The 16,940-nt window shown below is 46.7% G+C and carries 14 protein-coding genes; 8 read left to right on the top strand and 6 right to left on the bottom strand.

From position 1 onward, the window contains the following. Nucleotides 1–16: 16 nt before the first annotated feature. Both ABNK31_RS11525 and ABNK31_RS11530 read left to right on the top strand, forming a co-directional pair. Entirely contained in the window at nt 17–1,336 is a 1,320-nt protein-coding gene (locus ABNK31_RS11525) for a TldD/PmbA family protein (protein ID WP_418892658.1), read from the top strand. A 281-nt stretch (nt 1,337–1,617) separates the two neighbouring features. Then, a complete protein-coding gene (locus ABNK31_RS11530) occupies nt 1,618–3,948 on the top strand; it encodes a transglycosylase domain-containing protein (RefSeq protein WP_418895399.1) in 2,331 nt (776 codons plus the stop codon). 167 nt (nt 3,949–4,115) lie between these two features. On the opposite strand, the gene ABNK31_RS11535 is transcribed toward ABNK31_RS11530, so the two are convergent. Next, nucleotides 4,116–4,286: a hypothetical protein gene (locus tag ABNK31_RS11535; RefSeq protein ID WP_418892659.1), complete on the bottom strand. Its 171-nt coding sequence runs from the start codon at nt 4,284–4,286 to the stop codon at nt 4,116–4,118. A gap of 118 nt (nt 4,287–4,404) precedes the next feature. Here ABNK31_RS11535 and ABNK31_RS11540 point away from each other — a divergent pair, with 118 nt between their 5' ends. Beyond that, the gene (locus ABNK31_RS11540) at nt 4,405–6,822 is read left to right on the top strand and encodes a TonB-dependent receptor (protein WP_418892660.1); all 2,418 of its coding nucleotides are present in this window, start codon (nt 4,405–4,407) and stop codon (nt 6,820–6,822) included. Nucleotides 6,823–6,890: 68 nt separating this feature from the next. On the opposite strand, the gene ABNK31_RS11545 is transcribed toward ABNK31_RS11540, so the two are convergent. From ABNK31_RS11545 to serC, 5 genes are all read right to left on the bottom strand, one after another. After that, nucleotides 6,891–8,180 carry a tetratricopeptide repeat protein gene (locus ABNK31_RS11545; protein WP_418892661.1) on the bottom strand — a complete coding sequence of 430 codons (1,290 nt, stop codon included), beginning with the start codon at nt 8,178–8,180 and terminating at the stop codon, nt 6,891–6,893. 74 nt (nt 8,181–8,254) lie between these two features. After that, entirely contained in the window at nt 8,255–9,907 is a 1,653-nt protein-coding gene (locus ABNK31_RS11550; RefSeq protein WP_418892662.1) for a TonB family protein, read from the bottom strand. A 35-nt stretch (nt 9,908–9,942) separates the two neighbouring features. Further along, complete coding sequence (locus tag ABNK31_RS11555) at nt 9,943–10,305, bottom strand: BlaI/MecI/CopY family transcriptional regulator (RefSeq protein WP_418892663.1); 363 nt, start codon at nt 10,303–10,305, stop codon at nt 9,943–9,945. Nucleotides 10,306–10,677: 372 nt separating this feature from the next. Continuing rightward, nucleotides 10,678–11,604 (bottom strand): NAD(P)-dependent oxidoreductase, encoded by a 927-nt coding sequence (locus tag ABNK31_RS11560; RefSeq protein WP_418892664.1) that lies wholly within the window; start codon nt 11,602–11,604, stop codon nt 10,678–10,680. Nucleotides 11,605–11,625: 21 nt separating this feature from the next. Continuing rightward, on the bottom strand, nt 11,626–12,693 hold the full coding sequence (serC, locus tag ABNK31_RS11565; RefSeq protein ID WP_418892665.1) for a 3-phosphoserine/phosphohydroxythreonine transaminase: 1,068 nt from the start codon (nt 12,691–12,693) through the stop codon (nt 11,626–11,628). Nucleotides 12,694–12,872: 179 nt separating this feature from the next. Between serC and recR the strand changes: the two genes are divergently transcribed. The 5 genes from recR (at nt 12,873) to ABNK31_RS11590 (ending at nt 16,924) form a co-directional block, all read left to right on the top strand. Continuing rightward, nucleotides 12,873–13,505, top strand: coding sequence for a recombination mediator RecR (gene recR, locus ABNK31_RS11570; protein ID WP_418892666.1), 633 nt, complete (start codon nt 12,873–12,875; stop codon nt 13,503–13,505). Next, nucleotides 13,506–13,967 (top strand): hypothetical protein, encoded by a 462-nt coding sequence (locus tag ABNK31_RS11575; protein ID WP_418892667.1) that lies wholly within the window; start codon nt 13,506–13,508, stop codon nt 13,965–13,967. Continuing rightward, complete coding sequence (locus tag ABNK31_RS11580) at nt 13,954–14,490, top strand: GNAT family N-acetyltransferase (protein WP_418892668.1); 537 nt, start codon at nt 13,954–13,956, stop codon at nt 14,488–14,490. Before ABNK31_RS11575 ends, ABNK31_RS11580 begins: the two co-directional genes overlap by 14 nt. A 1-nt stretch (nt 14,491) precedes the next feature. Then, the gene (locus tag ABNK31_RS11585; RefSeq protein ID WP_418892669.1) at nt 14,492–15,055 is read left to right on the top strand and encodes an L-threonylcarbamoyladenylate synthase; all 564 of its coding nucleotides are present in this window, start codon (nt 14,492–14,494) and stop codon (nt 15,053–15,055) included. 78 nt (nt 15,056–15,133) lie between these two features. After that, nucleotides 15,134–16,924 carry a chloride channel protein gene (locus tag ABNK31_RS11590; protein WP_418892670.1) on the top strand — a complete coding sequence of 597 codons (1,791 nt, stop codon included), beginning with the start codon at nt 15,134–15,136 and terminating at the stop codon, nt 16,922–16,924. Nucleotides 16,925–16,940 lie beyond the last annotated feature (16 nt).

The raw sequence follows: 16,940 nt of genomic DNA on the forward strand, positions 1-16,940 counted from the left end.
CCAAATAAATACGCACATGCTATCAAACAATCATAAAAAATTAGCCGAATGGGCTATGGATTATGCCCTATCGAACGGATGCCAGGCCGCCCGAGTCTCTCTTTACGCCGGATCGAACAGTTCGTTCGAATTACGCGACGCCAAGATGGACAAGTTGCAACAGGCATCGGAAAGCGGCTTAAGCCTGTCGCTGTATGTTGACGGCCGTTACGGAACCTATTCGACCAACCGCCTCGATAAAAAAGAACTCTCTTCTTTCATCAAAAACGGAATCGAATCGACTCGCTTCCTGGCAAAAGACGAGGCCCGCATACTCCCCGACCCTGCCCGATATTACCAAGGCGGCCGCCCCGACCTGCAACTGCTCGACCCGGATTTCAACTCGGTCGATCCCGATGCAAAAAAGGCTCTGGCCGAAGACATCGCCCGGGAAGCTCTTGGCAAAGATCCTCGCATCATCTCGGTCGAATCATCGTACGGCGACGGCGACTCGTTCAACTATTTGCTCGCGAGCAACGGTTTTAAGGGCGAAAGCCAACGTTCATGGTATTCGCTTTCGGCCAGCGTGGCGGTAAAAGGCGACAACGAGGCGCGGCCGTCATCCTACTGGTACGAATCGTCGCCGCAACTATCGTCCCTCATCAAAAAAGGCATCGGCGAGAAAGCCCTGCAACGGGTACTGCGCAAAATCGGACAACAAAAAGCGGCCTCCGGCAAATACACGCTCATCGTCGACCCGTTGAATGCCGCCAACTTGTTATCGCCTCTTATCAGCGCCCTCTACGGCTCGGCATTGCAACAGAAAAATTCGTTTCTGCTCGACAAAATCGACACCCAGATAGGCAGCAACGCATTCACCCTCATCGACGAGCCGCATCTTACCGGTGCACCCGGCGCGCGATATTTCGACAACGAAGGCGTGGCCACCCAACGTCGTGAAGTGTTTCGCCAAGGAGTGCTCAAAACATATTTTATCGACACGTACAACGCGAAAAAAATGCAGATCGAGCCGACCATTTCCTCGCCGTCGATACTGATATTAACTCCCGGCACCAACAATCTCGACGCGTTAGTCGCAGGGGTAGACAAAGGGATTTTGGTTACCGGTTTCAACGGCGGCAATTGCAACGCCACCACCGGCGACTTCTCCTATGGCATCGAAGGATTTCTGGTGGAAGGGGGAGCCCTGAGCCGTCCGGTATCGGAAATGAACATCACGGGCAACATGATCCGGTTATGGTCGTCGCTGACGGAAGCAGGCAACGACGCCCGCCTCACTTCGTCCTGGCGCATACCGTCATTGGTCTTCGACGAAGTCGATTTCAGCGGATTGTAATTAAATTGGAGGTTGGAGGATAGAGGTTGGAGGATAGTGATGGAGAATAGTGGCTGGAGGATAGGGATGGGTTAGGAATGAGCAACTCGAGTTACCGTCCAACGTTTTTTAATAGGGTTTTTAATCGCTTTCTCAACGGTTTTCGTTACTTTTGCGTGGAAATCAAAAAGCAACTTATTTTGCATAGCACTTTGTGACACATTATGGCTAAAAACAAAACCGTTCGCGGCAAACAAAAGAAATCGCAGAAAGATACTGCCAAACCCGGCATTGTCAAATGGATGTGGCGCATCTTCGGCATCGCCTGCATCGCCATCGCCCTCTTTTTCATGCTCATTGCAGCCGGCGCTATCGGCTACATACCGGAAATCGACGAACTCCAAAATCCAATCGATAAATATGCCTCCCAGGTACTCTCGTCCGATGATCAATTGCTTTTCACCTATTCGCAAAGCGACGAGAACCGCTTGTTCATCGATTACTCCGAGTTGTCGCCCTATCTCATTCAGGCGCTCGTTTCGACGGAAGATGTCCGCTATTATTCACATTCCGGCATCGATATGATCGGTTTGGGAAGAGCCGTCTTCAAAACCATCCTTTTACAACAGGAAGGCAGCGGCGGCGGAAGTACCATCACCCAGCAATTAGCCAAACTGCTTTATTCGCCTACCGCGAGCAACAAGTTGCAACGTCTTCTGCAAAAGCCCATTGAATGGGTGATTGCCGTCAAGCTCGAACGCTATTATTCGAAAGACGAAATCATCAACCTGTATCTGAACAAGTACGACTTCAATTACAACGCCGTCGGCATCGAATCGGCCGCCCGTACGTATTTTAATAAAACGCCCGACAAACTCACTATCGAAGAGGCCGCCACCCTCATCGGCATGCTGAAGAACTCGTCGCTCTACAACCCCGTGCGGCGCTCCGAAATCACCACGCAACGCCGAAACATCGTGTTGGGCCAAATGCAAAAGGCGGGCTACCTGAAGAAACAGGAGGCCGACTCGCTCAAAAAGCTGCCTATCGACCTCGACTTCAACCGTTCCAGCCATGTGAATGTGCTGGCGCCTTACTACCGCCAACATTTGGCTATTATGATGATGGCGAAGAAGCCGGATAAAAAGAATTATGCTTCGTGGCAAGGCCAACAATTCACAGAAGACTCGCTGGCATGGCTCGAAAATCCGCTCTACGGATGGTGCAATAAAAATAAAAAAACCGATGGGGCGAACTATAACATTTACACCGACGGACTCAAAATTTATTCGACCATCGATTCGCGCATCCAGCGTCATGCCGAAGAGGCGGTGAGGGAACATCTCGGCGATTACCTGCAAGATATGTTCTTTAAAGAAAAAGCGGGACGCAAGTACGCTCCTTATTCGAATGAAGTAAGCGCCGAAGTGGAAGGCTTGCTCACTCGGGCCATGAAGCAGACCGAGCGCTACCGGTTGATGAAAAAAGCCGGTAAAAGCGAATACGAAATACTGAAGGTTTTCAAAGACAAGAAAGTGGAGATGAAAGTGTTTGCGTGGAACAATGCCGGGGAGATCGACACGCTGATGACACCCTGGGATTCGATACGTTACCACAAGAGTTTCCTGCGTGCCGGATTCATGGCGATGAGCCCTGTCACCGGACACGTGAAAGCCTATGTAGGCGGCCCTGATTTTCAGTTTTTCAAATACGATATGGTCAGTACGGGTAAACGGCAGATCGGTTCTACCATCAAGCCTTATTTATACACGTTGGCGATGGAAGAAGGCATGACGCCCTGCGACGAAGTGGTACACGAACCGCAAACGCTGATGACTGAAACCGGCGAGCCGTGGACGCCCCGCAACCCCGGAGCTAAAAACGTCGGAGCGACGGTTACCATCAAATGGGGTTTACAAGCGTCGAGCAACTGGGTAACGGCCTACCTGATGAAACTGTTTTCGCCCTATGCCTTCGCCCGCCTGTTGTCCTCTTTCGGTTTGAAAACGCCGGCTCCTCCGGTGGTATCGTTGGCGCTCGGGCCTAACGAAGCCTCCGTCTCCGAAATGGTCGGCGCGTACACCGCTTTTGTCCACAAGGGCATCCGCATCGACCCGATGCTCGTCACCCGTATCGAAGACTCGTATGGTAACGTAGTGGCCACATTTGTCCCCAACATGCACGAAATATTCAGCGAAAGCACGTCGTACAAAATGCTCGACATGCTCAAAGGGGTGGTCGACGGCGGAACGGGTAACCGCCTGCGATGGCGCTATAACCTGAAAGGGCAAATGGGCGGAAAAACGGGTACGACCAATAACAATTCCGACGGATGGTTCATGTCGTTCACGCCCGAGCTGGTAGCCGGCTGTTGGGTGGGCGGTGAAGAACGTTCGATTCATTTCGACCGGATGGCGTATGGCCAAGGTGCGAGCATGGCGCTGCCGATTCACGGATTGTTTTATCAGAAGATTTATGCCGATACGGATCTCAAAATGACGGACGACGGCGTGTTTGATATTCCTCCCGCCTATCAGAATCCGTGTTATGACTTACAAAAGTATTCTCCCGACTTTTATCAAAGTGAAGATCCTCTCAGCGGCAGCGAGGGTATCGACGATATTTTCGAATAAGCGGGATGAAAAGAGAAACGGGAAAAAGAATCATTTGTGTATGGATAGTATTTCTATCACTCATGCCGTTTTTCGTCGTGAAAAGCGTTCACGTTCATCATCATGAATCTGTTCTTTATTCGAGTTGCTGCGATCGTAGTTGCAGTGGGATCGACAATCTTCAGGATTCATGTCTCGTTTGTCATTTCATACTTTCCCCTTTCCTTGAGTCCGAGACTTTCGAGTTGACGTTTTACACGGAATTGCTTTCCTGTCAATTTTCCGGACACGAAATCGGGAAGGTGTGCGACATCGACTATTCTTACGGTTCGCGGGCTCCTCCCGTTTTCTAACCTCATTTTATTCTCATTTTCTTATTTATTTCATCGATAAACGGAGGCTGCGACCGGGGGATGCAACATATATTCTCTTTCCTGTGTCGCAGTCTCCCTATCAATATAAATTCAAAAAACAATAATGAAAACAAAATATATAATCATCATATTCTTTTTATCTATGGGTGCCTCCTTGTTCGCCGAAACGCCGACGGACAAACTCTCGTTAAGAGGAAAAGTTACGGATGAAATAAATGGAAGCGCACTCATGGGCGTGAACATTTATTTTCCCGAGTTGAAAAAGGGAACCGTTACCGACGACAAGGGTCATTATTTTATTACGGATCTTCCCGCCGTCACAACTACCGTGCAAGTGAGTTACGTGGGGCATCAGACCATCGCGCAGGCCGTGAATTTGAAGACGACCGGCAATCTCGACTTCGTGTTGAAAGAATCCGATGCGCGGATCAACGAAGTCGTTATCACCGCCTTGACGGGAAACGCTTTGATTAAAAGAACTCCGTCACCGATTTCCTATGTATCCGGAAAAGAATTGGAAGGACGCTCTGCTACCAATATTATCGACGCCATTGCAAAGCAGCCGGGCATTTCGCAAATCACAACCGGCAGCAGCATCTCCAAGCCGGTTATTCGCGGATTGGGATACAACAGAGTGGTTGTAGTCAATGACGGCATTCGTCAGGAAGGACAGCAGTGGGGCGACGAACATGGTATCGAAATAGACCCGCACACCGTTTATTCAGTTGAAATATTGAAAGGCCCCGCCAGTTTGATGTACGGTTCCGACGCCATGGCGGGTGTCATCAATTTCCAGTCCGACCCGATTTTACCGCAGGGAATGATGAAAGCGAATGTGGCTACGGAGTATCAAACCAACAACGGCCTGTTCAATTATTCGCTGAACTATGCGGGAAATAAGAGCGGATTCGTTTGGAACTGGAGATACAGCGACAAGATGGCGCATACCTATCAAAACCGTTATGACGGATATGTTTACGGTTCGGGGTTTCGCGAAAGGGCCGTGTCCGGATTGTTCGGGCTCAGCCGCAGTTGGGGCTATTCGCACCTCACGCTCGACTATTATCATCTTACTCCCGGCATTGTGGAAGGCGAACGCGACGAGGCCACCGGCAAATTTCTTAAACCGGTCGTAATCGACGGCGAAGAAGATGAAGCCGTAGCCACGGACAAGGACGGCCATTCTTACGCTCATCCCATGCCTTATCAGCAAATCTATCATTACAAAGCGGCCTTGAACAATAATTTCATCATAGGCGAAGGAAATTTGCGGGCGATTGTCGGTTATCAGCAAAACCGCCGGCAGGAGTTCGAGGATATTTTGACTCCGGACAATTACGGCCTTTACTTCCAATTGCATACCGTAAACTACGATTTGCGCTACACGTTTCCCGAAATGGGAGGCTACAAACTTGTAACCGGGGTGAACGGCATGTATCAGAAATCGTTAAACAAAGGCAGCGAGTTTCTTATTCCGGCATACCACCTTTTCGATGCAGGAGTTTTTGTTCTGGCAAGCCGTAATTTCGACAAGATGGATGTCAGCGGAGGTATTCGTTTCGACCATCGCAGCAATCACAGCGAAGCCTTGTATCTGAATGCCGGCGAAGAGCCGGTTGACAGGAATGCCGAGGGGGCGGAAGAGAAGTTTCCCGGTTTTTCACGTCAATTTCAAGGCGTCAGCGGTAGTTTAGGGGTTACCTATCAATTCTCCGATGCGTGGCACACCAAACTGAATTTGTCCAAAGGGTTCCGTGCGCCCAATATCAGCGAGCTGGCTTCCAACGGCGTCCACGAGGGAACGATTCGTTACGAAAAAGGCAATTCGGACCTAAAGGCGGAGAACAGTTGGCAAGCCGATTGGGGTATAGGATATTCCTCTTCGTTTCTGTCGATAGAACTTTCGCTTTTCGCAAATCGCATCGACAATTATATCTTTTCTCATAAGATAACGGATGATAAGGGGAACGACTTGCTCACCGAAGGTTACCGCACCTATCAGTTCATTTCGGGCGACGCCCGTATTTTGGGCGGAGAGGCAAGCATCGATATTCATCCCGTGGAGCGGCTACATTTTCAAAATACGTTTTCGTACGTAAATTCCGTGCAGCTCAATCAATCCGATTCCACCAAATATCTTCCCTATACGCCTGCTCCCAAAGGGATATCCGAGCTCCGGTACGATCTCATTCGCCATGGCAAGATACTGAACAACACCTATATTTCGTTGGAGTTGGAGTATAACCTGAAGCAAGATCATATTTATTCCGCCTTCAACACCGAAACCGTTACGCCGGCTTATGTATTGCTCAATGCGGCTTTCGGCACCGACTTCATGTGCAAGGGACGTACGGTGGCTTCGCTCTATTTTACAGCCGATAACCTGACGGACAGAGCCTATCAGAATCACCTGAGCCGATTGAAATATGCCGACGAAAACCCCGTTACCGGCCGAACGGGCGTTTACAATATGGGTCGAAACTTCGGAGTGAAACTGATCGTTCCTCTTGTTTTCAAGTAAAAATCGATTTTATCCCTCGCCTTTCCGACGAGGGATTTTTATGATTAAAATCGCTTGGGATGAGAACGCTACTTTTTCCTCGCACTTTCCTTCTTGTCCAACTCCCTTATGCGTTCCGAGGCTCTTTTGCTATACGGATTATGGATGGTATCAGGCGCAACTTCCAAAAGATGCCGATAATACGTGAGCGCCTGCTTTTCATCCTCCAAATAATCATACACCAACGCCAGACTGATTAAGGTGAATTCATTGTCGTTATCATATTCGAGGGATTGAAGATAATGTGTTATTGCAATTTCCGGCTTCCCGTTCATCATGGCCATTCTTCCCAACCGGTTCTGGACATTCACCAACTGTGCCGTATCCGGTTTGATTAATTGGTACGCCTCGTTATAATAGGTGTATGCTTTCTCCGTTTGGCCGATTACTTCGGCGGTGATCGCTTTATAAAATTTCACCTCAAAAAACTTTCCTTTCGATAAACTATCGGCTTTCAACAGATACTGATGGGCTTCCAGCGGATATGATTCATTCGCGCGGTAATGGGCTAAGCCGGCAAAAAGATTTTGATCGTAATCGAACTCGATACCCAGTTGTTCCAATACCGTATATCTTTCCACCGCTTTTTGAAAATGATTGCTGAGATAATTTCCTTTCGCATTCAGATTGAGGATATCCGCATTCACCGAGTCCTTTTCCAGATAAGCGTCGGTAATGAGGACTAATTTATCGACAGAATCCACGGCCAGACACAAGTTCGCCAATTGCTTCATCGTCATATAATCGTCAGGATTGCGACGATATTCGGTTTCCAACACCCGGATAGACTCGGCGACACTGTCGAGCCTCGCCAGACTTCTCGCTTTCAACCGGACGACCGACGGGACCGTCACCTCTTGCAGGATACTGTCTGAAAGAACAATCGCCTGCGTATAGTCCTCGGCGGCATAAGCAAACTCCGCCTTCTTTATCATCCATGCAGGGTCAGGCACTTTATCGGTTATGGCATTCGCAATCTGCATGGCAAGGCGGTTGTCCCCTATCTCTTGCGCGATTTCGGCAAACCGTTCCAGCAGGGCTGTACTATCGGGATAAGCCAGCAATCCGGCCCGGATGGTTTCTTTTGTTTGTGCGAGATACCCTAAGAATTTCTGAGCCTCTGCTTTCGTCTCAAAACAATAGGGAATTTTGCACTCCATTGAATCAATCAAATGAATCATTTCCTGAAATTGCATTGTTTTTTTCAGGACTTCAATCCGTTCGATCATTTTCTGTTCCGGTTCTAATACCTGTTCTTGAGAGAATAAGGACAGACTCCCAATAAAGAAAACAGAGACAATAAATAACTTGTACATCATTCCATTTACCATTTATCCTATTTATATAACAGGGAGCGTTACTTCGTGGGACGCTCCCTGTTATCAAAACCGTATTATTTTTGCAGACTGAAAACAACCGGCAACGTAAACAGGACATTGACCGGTTGTTTTTTCAATTTGCCCGGAATCCATTCAGGCATCACATTCACCAAACGCAAAGCTTCCGCATCCAATAGAGGATCCGCTCCCCGGAGAACAACCGCATCGGATATACGTCCGTCTTTCCTTACAATAAACTGTACAATAACCCGGCCTTGTATTCCTTTTTTCTGAGCTTCAACAGGGTATTGAATATTATCGTTCAAAAAACTCATAAGTTTAGGCTGTCCGCCGGGAAAAGCCGCTGGCTCATCTACCACTTCAAAAACTTCCTCATCTCCATTATCCATACCTACCTTTACATCCGTCACTTCAATTTTGACCTTTTTACCATCCGATAATGCAAAAACAACGGGAAGTGTGTATTCCACGCGTACAATCTCGCCTTTATGTTCTCCCGGCGTCCATTTGGGCATCGCATTCACCATCCGGACGGCCTCATTATCCAACGAAGGATCGATTCCTCTAATAATCTTCGCATTGGAAACCCTACCGTCTTTCTCTATAATAAACTGTACGATCACCCTTCCTTCGATACCGTTCTCCGCTGCTATTTGCGGATATTTCAATTCGGAATAAATAAAATCCATTATCGATTCGCTATGCGCCCCTTGTCCAAAATGCGGAGGAGTATCCACGACGTTAAATACCTCGTCGCTCTTACTGAGCGGCTTGTTCTTATCCTGCCACACCTGTTCGTCGGCGTCTTGCGGCCCATGCGAACGGGCATATACACTGTTAGCCGTCACGAAAAGAAACGCCAACGGCAACACCAAAAAGTATTTCGCCAGCTTCCGAGCAGGCGACTTTGTCTTATTCATCATCATAATACGTTGTTTAAGTTGTGATACATTAAAATTATTTACTATCTGAACTGCAGTTTCATGATACGTCTGTCGTAAAAGGTGGTATTGGTAATCACGGCTATCCACTCCCCGCTGTAACACGGCGCTATCGGCCAGATACTCGAGGTTGATGGCTATTTCCCGCTTCATCAGCCACGCTACCGGATTCCACCAGCAAAAAATGCAAACACATTCGCCCAATAAAATATCGACGGAATGCCATTGTTTTACATGCACCTGTTCATGCAAAAGAATCTGATTCAATTCGTTATCGGAATGCATCGCATCATCTATAAATATCCATCGGAAGAAAGAAAAAGGCCTTGCTTCTTCCGGAAGATGATACACAGGAATCGTGTGTATGCGGCATTTCATGCTTCGACGCTTTATACGCAAGATGGAAATAAGCTGTCCGAAAAAGCGCAGCAACAACAAACCGGTTCCTGCCAGCCACATCCCATATACGATCTTTTTCCAATTCACATGGAAGGCGTGAGCCGGCGGCTCTTCCACCACCGCCATCGTCGACTCGCCGAGCATGACCGTAACCGTTGCGTCTTGCTTTTCAGACACAACAGGCAGCATATTACCCAACGCATCGACGGTGAAAAACGGATAGGCTAATGAAAATACAATAGCCGACAGGAAATAGTAGCGGCGCAACTCTATGAAGGTATCCTTCCTCAACAGGAAGAAGTAAAGCAGGTAAAAAAACACCAATGCGGCGTTTACCTTAATGGCATATATAAAAAATGTTTCCATAGCCGCGAATCATTTTTATACGAATCGCCCGGTTCTTATTTGCGGGCGTTCTCGATTAAACGAATAATCTCTTCCAACTCGTCGGAAGTTACCTTTTGTTCTTTCGCGAAGAAAGAAACCAATTCTTTGTACGAATTATCGAAATAATTCTCTACCACACCCGATAAAAAATGGGTTTTATAGGCGGCTTCGGAAATTTTCGGTTTAAAGACCTTTACGTTTCCGAACCTTCTTTTCGTGAGAAAGCCTTTATTTTCAAGGTTTCGGAAGATAGATGCTACGGTCGTATAAGGGGGTTTGGGTTCCTCCATCTTATCGACGACATCTTTAATAGCACATTCTCCCAACGGCCATATAAGCAACATAACAGATTCTTCTTGAGGTGTTAACCGTTCCATATCATTCTATATTTCTATTCTTATTTATTTAAACAATACAAAACTACTATTTTTTAGTAACAATGAAAACATTTCACAGAAAAAAGACAGTTAAAAAAATAAAAAGGGGAAATATGATTAGTCGGGGACGCCGTTCAAAGCGACATCCCCGATTTAGAAACTGTTTAAATTTCTTGCGAAAGGCTTTCGTTCAATTATTCTTCGCCTTCAAAAAGTTTCTTTTTTGTATTCTTCTTCCTCTTATTTGGCTCAAATAGCCCGCTATTATCGCCAAAACGAGAAAGAACACTGCTAAAAAATAATTCTTTTTGAATCGCGAAAGAAATTTAAACAGTTTCTTAGTTTCGTGCATTTTCGAAGAAAGGGTAAAGATTAATTTACCCGAAAACGCGTAGTGCCGGTATGAAAGAAGTCCACGATTTGTTTGGCTGCCGCAAGCCCCGCATTGATATTGGCTTCAAACGTTTGAGCGCCCGACTTCTTGGGCGTGGAAAAATACCGGTTGCCGAATTTTTCCTTAAACAACGCATGATTATCGGGCTGAATGTCGGTAATGAACCGGAAACCGGGACGTTCGTCCATAATACGGATCAAATCTGCCTCTTTAATCACTTCTTTCCTCGCCGTATTCACTAAAAGGGCTTCTTCCGGCAAACGAGACAATAACGCATAATTCACGCACTCACGTGTTTCCTTCAAAAGCGGCATGTGCAAAGAAAGGATATCCGATGTTTCGAACAACTCTTCCACGCTATAGACCGATAAAACACCATACTCTCCTTCTTTCCGGAGATCGTCATGCGTCAACGAGGGTGAGTAGGTCTGGACACTCATCTCGAACCCGCGGGCAATTTTTGCCACCATTTTGGCGACATTCCCAAAGGCATACAGTCCAAGCCGCTTCCTTTTGAGTTCATGCCCCGATGTTCCGTCGAACTGATTACGCTGCATGAATATAATAAGTCCGAGGACTAATTCCGCGACCGCATTGGCATTCTGCCCGGGCGTATTCATCACACAAATATCGCGCTGAGTGGCGGCGTTCAAGTCAACATTGTCGTACCCGGCACCGGCGCGCACAATCACTTTCAACTGCGGTGCATGGTCGATAACCTCCTTGTCAATCTTATCACTCCGGATAATGAGGGCTTCGACATCTTCCAAAGCCTTTATTAATTCGGATTTATGCGTATATTTTTCTATTACGGCAAACGTATAACCTGCTGTTTCTATAATTCCTTTAATTTCTTTTACTGCTTGTGGGGCAAAAGGTTTCTCTGTTGCTAAAAGGACCTTCATTATTTCGTGTTATATCGTAAATTACTTTTGTTTTTCGAAATCCTGCATGCAATCGATCAATGCTTGTACACCTTCCACGGGCATGGCATTGTAGATAGATGCCCTGAAGCCTCCTACGGAACGATGCCCTTTAATACCCGACATGCCCCGTTTAACGGCAAAATCCAAAAACTCCGGCTCTAATTCTTTATATTCATCTTCCATCACGAAACACACATTCATGAACGAACGGTCTTCTTCTGCAGCCGGGCCTTTAAACAACCGGTTGCGGTCGATTTCATCATACAACCGGGCAGCTTTATCGATATTGATTTTTTCAATCGCTTTCACACCTCCCAATTCTTTCAACCAACGCAAGGTCTGCAAAGCGGCAAAAATAGGAACCACCGGAGGGGTATTGAACATCGAGCCGTTTTTGATATGAATACGGTAATCGAGCATCGAAGGAATCGGACGGGACACTTTTCCCAACACATCCTCTTTCACAATGACAAAAGTCACACCGGCCGGAGCAAGGTTTTTCTGAGCTCCTCCATAAATAAGAGCATATTTCGACACATCGAGCGGACGGGAAAAAATATCCGACGACATATCGGCTACCAATGGCACGGGACTATCGATATCGGTATGCAATTCCGTTCCGAAAATCGTATTGTTCGTCGTTATGTGAAAATAATCGGCATCGGCGGGAACCACATAATCCTTCGGGATATAGCTGTAATTGGCCTCTTTTGACGAAGCCACTTCCACTGCTTCACCAAACAACTTAGCTTCTTTCAAGGCTTTGTTGGCCCACGTCCCCGTATTGAGATAAGCGGCTTTTTTCTCAAGCAGATTGTACGGAACCATACAAAATTGCAGGCTGGCTCCTCCTCCCAAAAATAATATGCTGTAGCCTTCCGGAATATCCAAAAGTTCTTTAAACAAAGCAACAGCTTCGTCTATAACAACCTGAAAGTCTTTCGAACGATGGCTGATTTCCATAATCGAAAGGCCTATACCATTAAAATCCATGATGGCCTCTGCTGTTTTTTCCATCGTCACTCGCGGCAGAATAGAAGGACCGGCACTAAAATTGTACTTCTTCATAACCAAAAATATTTAAAAAATATGTTTCATTTTCCACTGCAAAGCTACAAATTTATTACTAATTTTTAGCCTTTCCTTTGAAATTATAGACAAAATAATCTTCAAATTCTTTCGACACCTGAAATTTGTCCGATCCGGTGAATCGTTGTATCTTTGTTGGGTAATCATATTTTCCTCGAATGAATCATCAGTATCCATCTATTTTACTTGAAAATGCGGTGAATGAATTTGCCAAACTTCCCGGAATCGGCAGGAAAACCGCATTACGCCTCGTCTTGCATCTTTTGCGCCAAGACAAGGAAATGGTCGATAATTTCGCACAAACGATCGTAAAACTCAGGCACGACATCCATTATTGTTCTTGTTGCCATAACATATGCGATAAGGATATTTGCGATATTTGCGCCAATCCGCAACGCGACCGTTCGATGATCTGTGTGGTGGAAAGCATTCAGGAAGTGATGGCTATCGAAAGAACCGGACAATTCAAAGGCTTGTACCATGTATTGGGGGGAATTATCTCCCCTATCGACGGCATAGGGCCTTCCGATCTGGAGATTGCAAGTTTGGAGGAGCGGGTAAAGAATGACGGCGTACAGGAAGTGATTCTGGCTTTAAGCGCCACGATGGAGGGCGATACCACCAACTTTTACATCTACCGTAAACTACAACCGTATGCGGCCAACGTCAGCATTATTGCCCGAGGGGTATCTATCGGCGATGAAATTGAATATGCCGATGAAATAACGCTCGGACGGTCTATTCTGAACCGGACGCCTTTCAATGAATCGTATAAATTAATATCAAAGTAAATGGAGAAAGCCAGAAATACAGGAACCATTAAAAGCCTGTCGACACATTATTATATACACGTGACTGTAATCGCCACCCTCTTGGCGCTGGTATTATTCCGCGTTATCGATTTGAGCCGCTATGCCGAATTCATAACCGTAACCGCGGAACGCTATGCCATCCTCGTTACGATCATCGCTATTCCTGTGGCATTGAAGACTTTTTCCGAAAGATTGAAAAAAGTTTCGAAAGGCTCCATCAACCGTCCGCCCGAGAAAGAATATGCCCGCGCCTATTTTATCCGTTTGTATAGTGTAGGCATTGTTACGGTGGCGAATATCGTTTTATTCTCGTGTTCCCGCAACCATAATTTTTTGTGGCTTACGATTGTATTACTGATTATATACTTCTTTTGCAAACCTTCCGATGCCGAACTGATTGCTTTAACCGATACCGAAAAAGAGGCCCATGAAGATGCTTGAAAATGATCATATACGACTGCGCGCTCCCGAACCGGAAGATCTCGACATTCTTTACAAATGGGAGAATAATACGGAATGGTGGCAATACGGGTCCTCGATAGTCCCGTTTTCCCGCTTCGCGCTTAAGCAATATCTTATCCAATCGAAACAGGATATTTATCAGGACAAGCAACTACGCTTAATGGTCGAGTTGAAAAGTACCCACGCAACGATTGGGAGTATCGATTTATACGACTTCGATCCGTTCCACCTGCGTGCCGGCGTGGGCATCCTTGTCGATGAAAATTACCACCGTCAGGGGTATGCTTCGCAGATACTGGAGCTACTCGAAGCGTATTGTTTCGGGTTCCTGAAACTGAATCAACTGTATGCCGTCGTCCCCGTACAAAACACCAGAAGTATCAACCTGTTTAAAAAATCCGGTTATATCCTTTCCGGCACATTACAAAAATGGTTATCTTCGGGCGATTTTTACGAAGACGCAACACTCTTTCAAAAAATCAATCACAAAACCTACGGATAAAATGAACGAAGATATTCAAAAAGCGTGTGAAGTATTGAAAAAAGGAGGCGTCATCTTATATCCCACCGACACGATCTGGGGAATAGGCTGTGATGCAACGAACGAGGAAGCGGTAAAACGGGTTTATGACATCAAGCAACGGCAAGATCATAAAGCCATGCTCGTATTGCTCGATAACCCGGCGAAACTCTACCAGTATGTGCAAGAGGTACCCGACATTGCGATGGACTTGATCGATCTCACCGACAAGCCGCTGACCATCATCTACGAAAAGGCGCAAAATCTGGCGCAAAATTTGATTGCCACAGACGGATCGATCGGCATCCGCATTACCGGCGAAGTTTTTTCGAGTGCTTTGTGCAGACAATTCCGCAGGCCCATCGTTTCCACGTCGGCCAATATAAGCGGACACGCCTCTCCGAAACGGTTTGCCGATATCGAAAAGGAAATTATCGATGCGGTCGATTACGTGGTTTCGTACCGGCAGCACGACAACACCCCTGCGGCGCCTTCGGGTATTATACGGTTAGGGGCCAACGGTTCCATCGAAGTGATCCGCAAGTAATGGCGACCGGATGGGGAGACAAGGGGACAAGGGGACTGTCGAATCCTGAAATCATTGAATTATTGAATTGTGGAATTTGTGCAACTAAAAAAAGCTTATGATAATTTTCTGTTGTGGCGTACTTCCCATATAAAAGAGCGCCCCTTTTTGCTATTTATCTGTTTTCTGGTAGGTATTTTTACGGCATTGGCATCGTTTATACTGAAAGAAGCGATTCATTTCATTCAATCGATGCTGACGGAAAGTTTCGTTCAAACCGGAGCCAACTATTTATATCTTCTCTACCCGGTACTCGGCATCCTTATCGCCGGATTGTATGTAAAATTTGTGGTAAAAGACGATATCAGTCATGGGGTAACCAAAATCTTATTTGCCATATCGCAACGCAAAAGCCGCATCAAACCACATAACATGTACACTTCGATGATCGCCAGTTCTATAACGATCGGCTTCGGAGGTTCGGTGGGGGCGGAATCTCCGATTGTATTGACGGGATCGGCCATCGGATCGAACTTGGGACGTTTTTTCAAACTCGACCAGCGTAATTTGATGATTTTGGTAGGATGCGGCGCAACCGGCGCCATTGCCGGAATCTTTAAAGCGCCTATCGCAGGTATTTTGTTCGTCATCGAAGTACTGCTACTCGATTTGACCCTCTCGTCAATCCTTCCGTTATTGGTTACGGCAGTTACGGCAACCACGGTTTCTTATATTCTCACAAGTCCCGATGCCCTCTTTGCTTTTTCACAAGTAGAGCCTTTCACCCTCAATCGTATCCCCTACGTCATCTTGTTAGGCATTTTTTGCGGACTGATCTCGTGGTATGTTATCCGTGCGATGAGTTGGATTGAAGACGTCTACAAAGCCTTGCCCCAATGGAAACGCTTTCTGTTGGGAGGTGTGACGCTCAGCTTGCTCATCTTTCTTTTTCCTCCGTTATTCGGTGAAGGATATGACTCGATAAATATTCTTTTGGCAGGGGATGAGCATTACAACAAATTATTGAACGGAAGTATCTTCTATGATATTCAAGGCCCTTGGGGGATCATTATGTTCTTAGCCCTCGTATTGCTCTTCAAGGCGTTTGCGACCAGCGCTACGAACGGAGGAGGCGGAACGGGGGGCGTATTCGCACCGACTTTGTTGATGGGATGTCTGGCCGGTTTTATTTTTTCGTACTCGCTGAATACGCTGGGATATTCTACATTTCTTCCGCAGGAAAATTTTGCATTAATGGGCATGGCTGGCCTCATGGCGGGGGTAATGCATGCACCGTTGACCGGGACGTTCTTAATCGCTGAACTGACGGGAGGATATGCCCTGTTTCTACCGCTGATGATCGTGTCGAGCTGTGCCTATGCAACGATTCTCTTATTTGAGAAGCATAGTATTTATGCCATGCGGCTGGCGAAACGGGGTGAATTGATTACGCACCACAAAGATAAAGCGGTACTTACGTTTCTTAAGATAAAAGACCTGCTGGAAACCGATATTCCGGTCGTGACGCCCGAAATGACCCTCGGCGATATGGTTAAGGTGTTATCCAAAAGCAGCAGGAGCATCTTTCCGGTAACCGATCATCAGGGTGTATTGCTGGGATTGGTATTGGTAAACGACATCCGCAACATCATGTTCCGGCCGGAGCTTTACGACCGGTTTCACGTCGAACGGTTCATGGTGGGAGCGCCGGCGAAAATCAATATTCATTCCACGATGGAACAGGTAATGAATACCTTCGAAGATACCAAAGCCTGGAACCTGCCTGTCGTCGACGACTCGGGGCTTTATCAGGGTATCCTGTCGCAATCGTCGGTGTTTAATGCTTACCGGGAGGTGTTGCTGAAGAATTATTCCGAATCGGATGAGTAAATGAACGGTGAGTAGT

Source organism: Limibacterium fermenti, from assembly GCF_041902845.1.
Taxonomy (GTDB): Bacteria; Bacteroidota; Bacteroidia; order Bacteroidales; family Dysgonomonadaceae; genus Limibacterium; species Limibacterium fermenti.

Excerpts from the sequence above, each read along its gene's own strand:
- ABNK31_RS11525 (WP_418892658.1), top strand. The coding sequence starts at position 17 with ATGCTATCAAACAATCATAAAAAATTAGCCGAATGGGCTATGGATTAT.
- ABNK31_RS11530 (WP_418895399.1), top strand. The coding sequence starts at position 1,618 with ATGTGGCGCATCTTCGGCATCGCCTGCATCGCCATCGCCCTCTTTTTC.
- ABNK31_RS11535 (WP_418892659.1), bottom strand. The coding sequence starts at position 4,286 with ATGAGGTTAGAAAACGGGAGGAGCCCGCGAACCGTAAGAATAGTCGAT.
- ABNK31_RS11540 (WP_418892660.1), top strand. The coding sequence starts at position 4,405 with ATGAAAACAAAATATATAATCATCATATTCTTTTTATCTATGGGTGCC.
- ABNK31_RS11545 (WP_418892661.1), bottom strand. The coding sequence starts at position 8,180 with ATGATGTACAAGTTATTTATTGTCTCTGTTTTCTTTATTGGGAGTCTG.
- ABNK31_RS11550 (WP_418892662.1), bottom strand. The coding sequence starts at position 9,907 with ATGGAAACATTTTTTATATATGCCATTAAGGTAAACGCCGCATTGGTG.
- ABNK31_RS11555 (WP_418892663.1), bottom strand. The coding sequence starts at position 10,305 with ATGGAACGGTTAACACCTCAAGAAGAATCTGTTATGTTGCTTATATGG.
- ABNK31_RS11560 (WP_418892664.1), bottom strand. The coding sequence starts at position 11,604 with ATGAAGGTCCTTTTAGCAACAGAGAAACCTTTTGCCCCACAAGCAGTA.
- serC (WP_418892665.1), bottom strand. The coding sequence starts at position 12,693 with ATGAAGAAGTACAATTTTAGTGCCGGTCCTTCTATTCTGCCGCGAGTG.
- recR (WP_418892666.1), top strand. The coding sequence starts at position 12,873 with ATGAATCATCAGTATCCATCTATTTTACTTGAAAATGCGGTGAATGAA.
- ABNK31_RS11575 (WP_418892667.1), top strand. The coding sequence starts at position 13,506 with ATGGAGAAAGCCAGAAATACAGGAACCATTAAAAGCCTGTCGACACAT.
- ABNK31_RS11580 (WP_418892668.1), top strand. The coding sequence starts at position 13,954 with ATGAAGATGCTTGAAAATGATCATATACGACTGCGCGCTCCCGAACCG.
- ABNK31_RS11585 (WP_418892669.1), top strand. The coding sequence starts at position 14,492 with ATGAACGAAGATATTCAAAAAGCGTGTGAAGTATTGAAAAAAGGAGGC.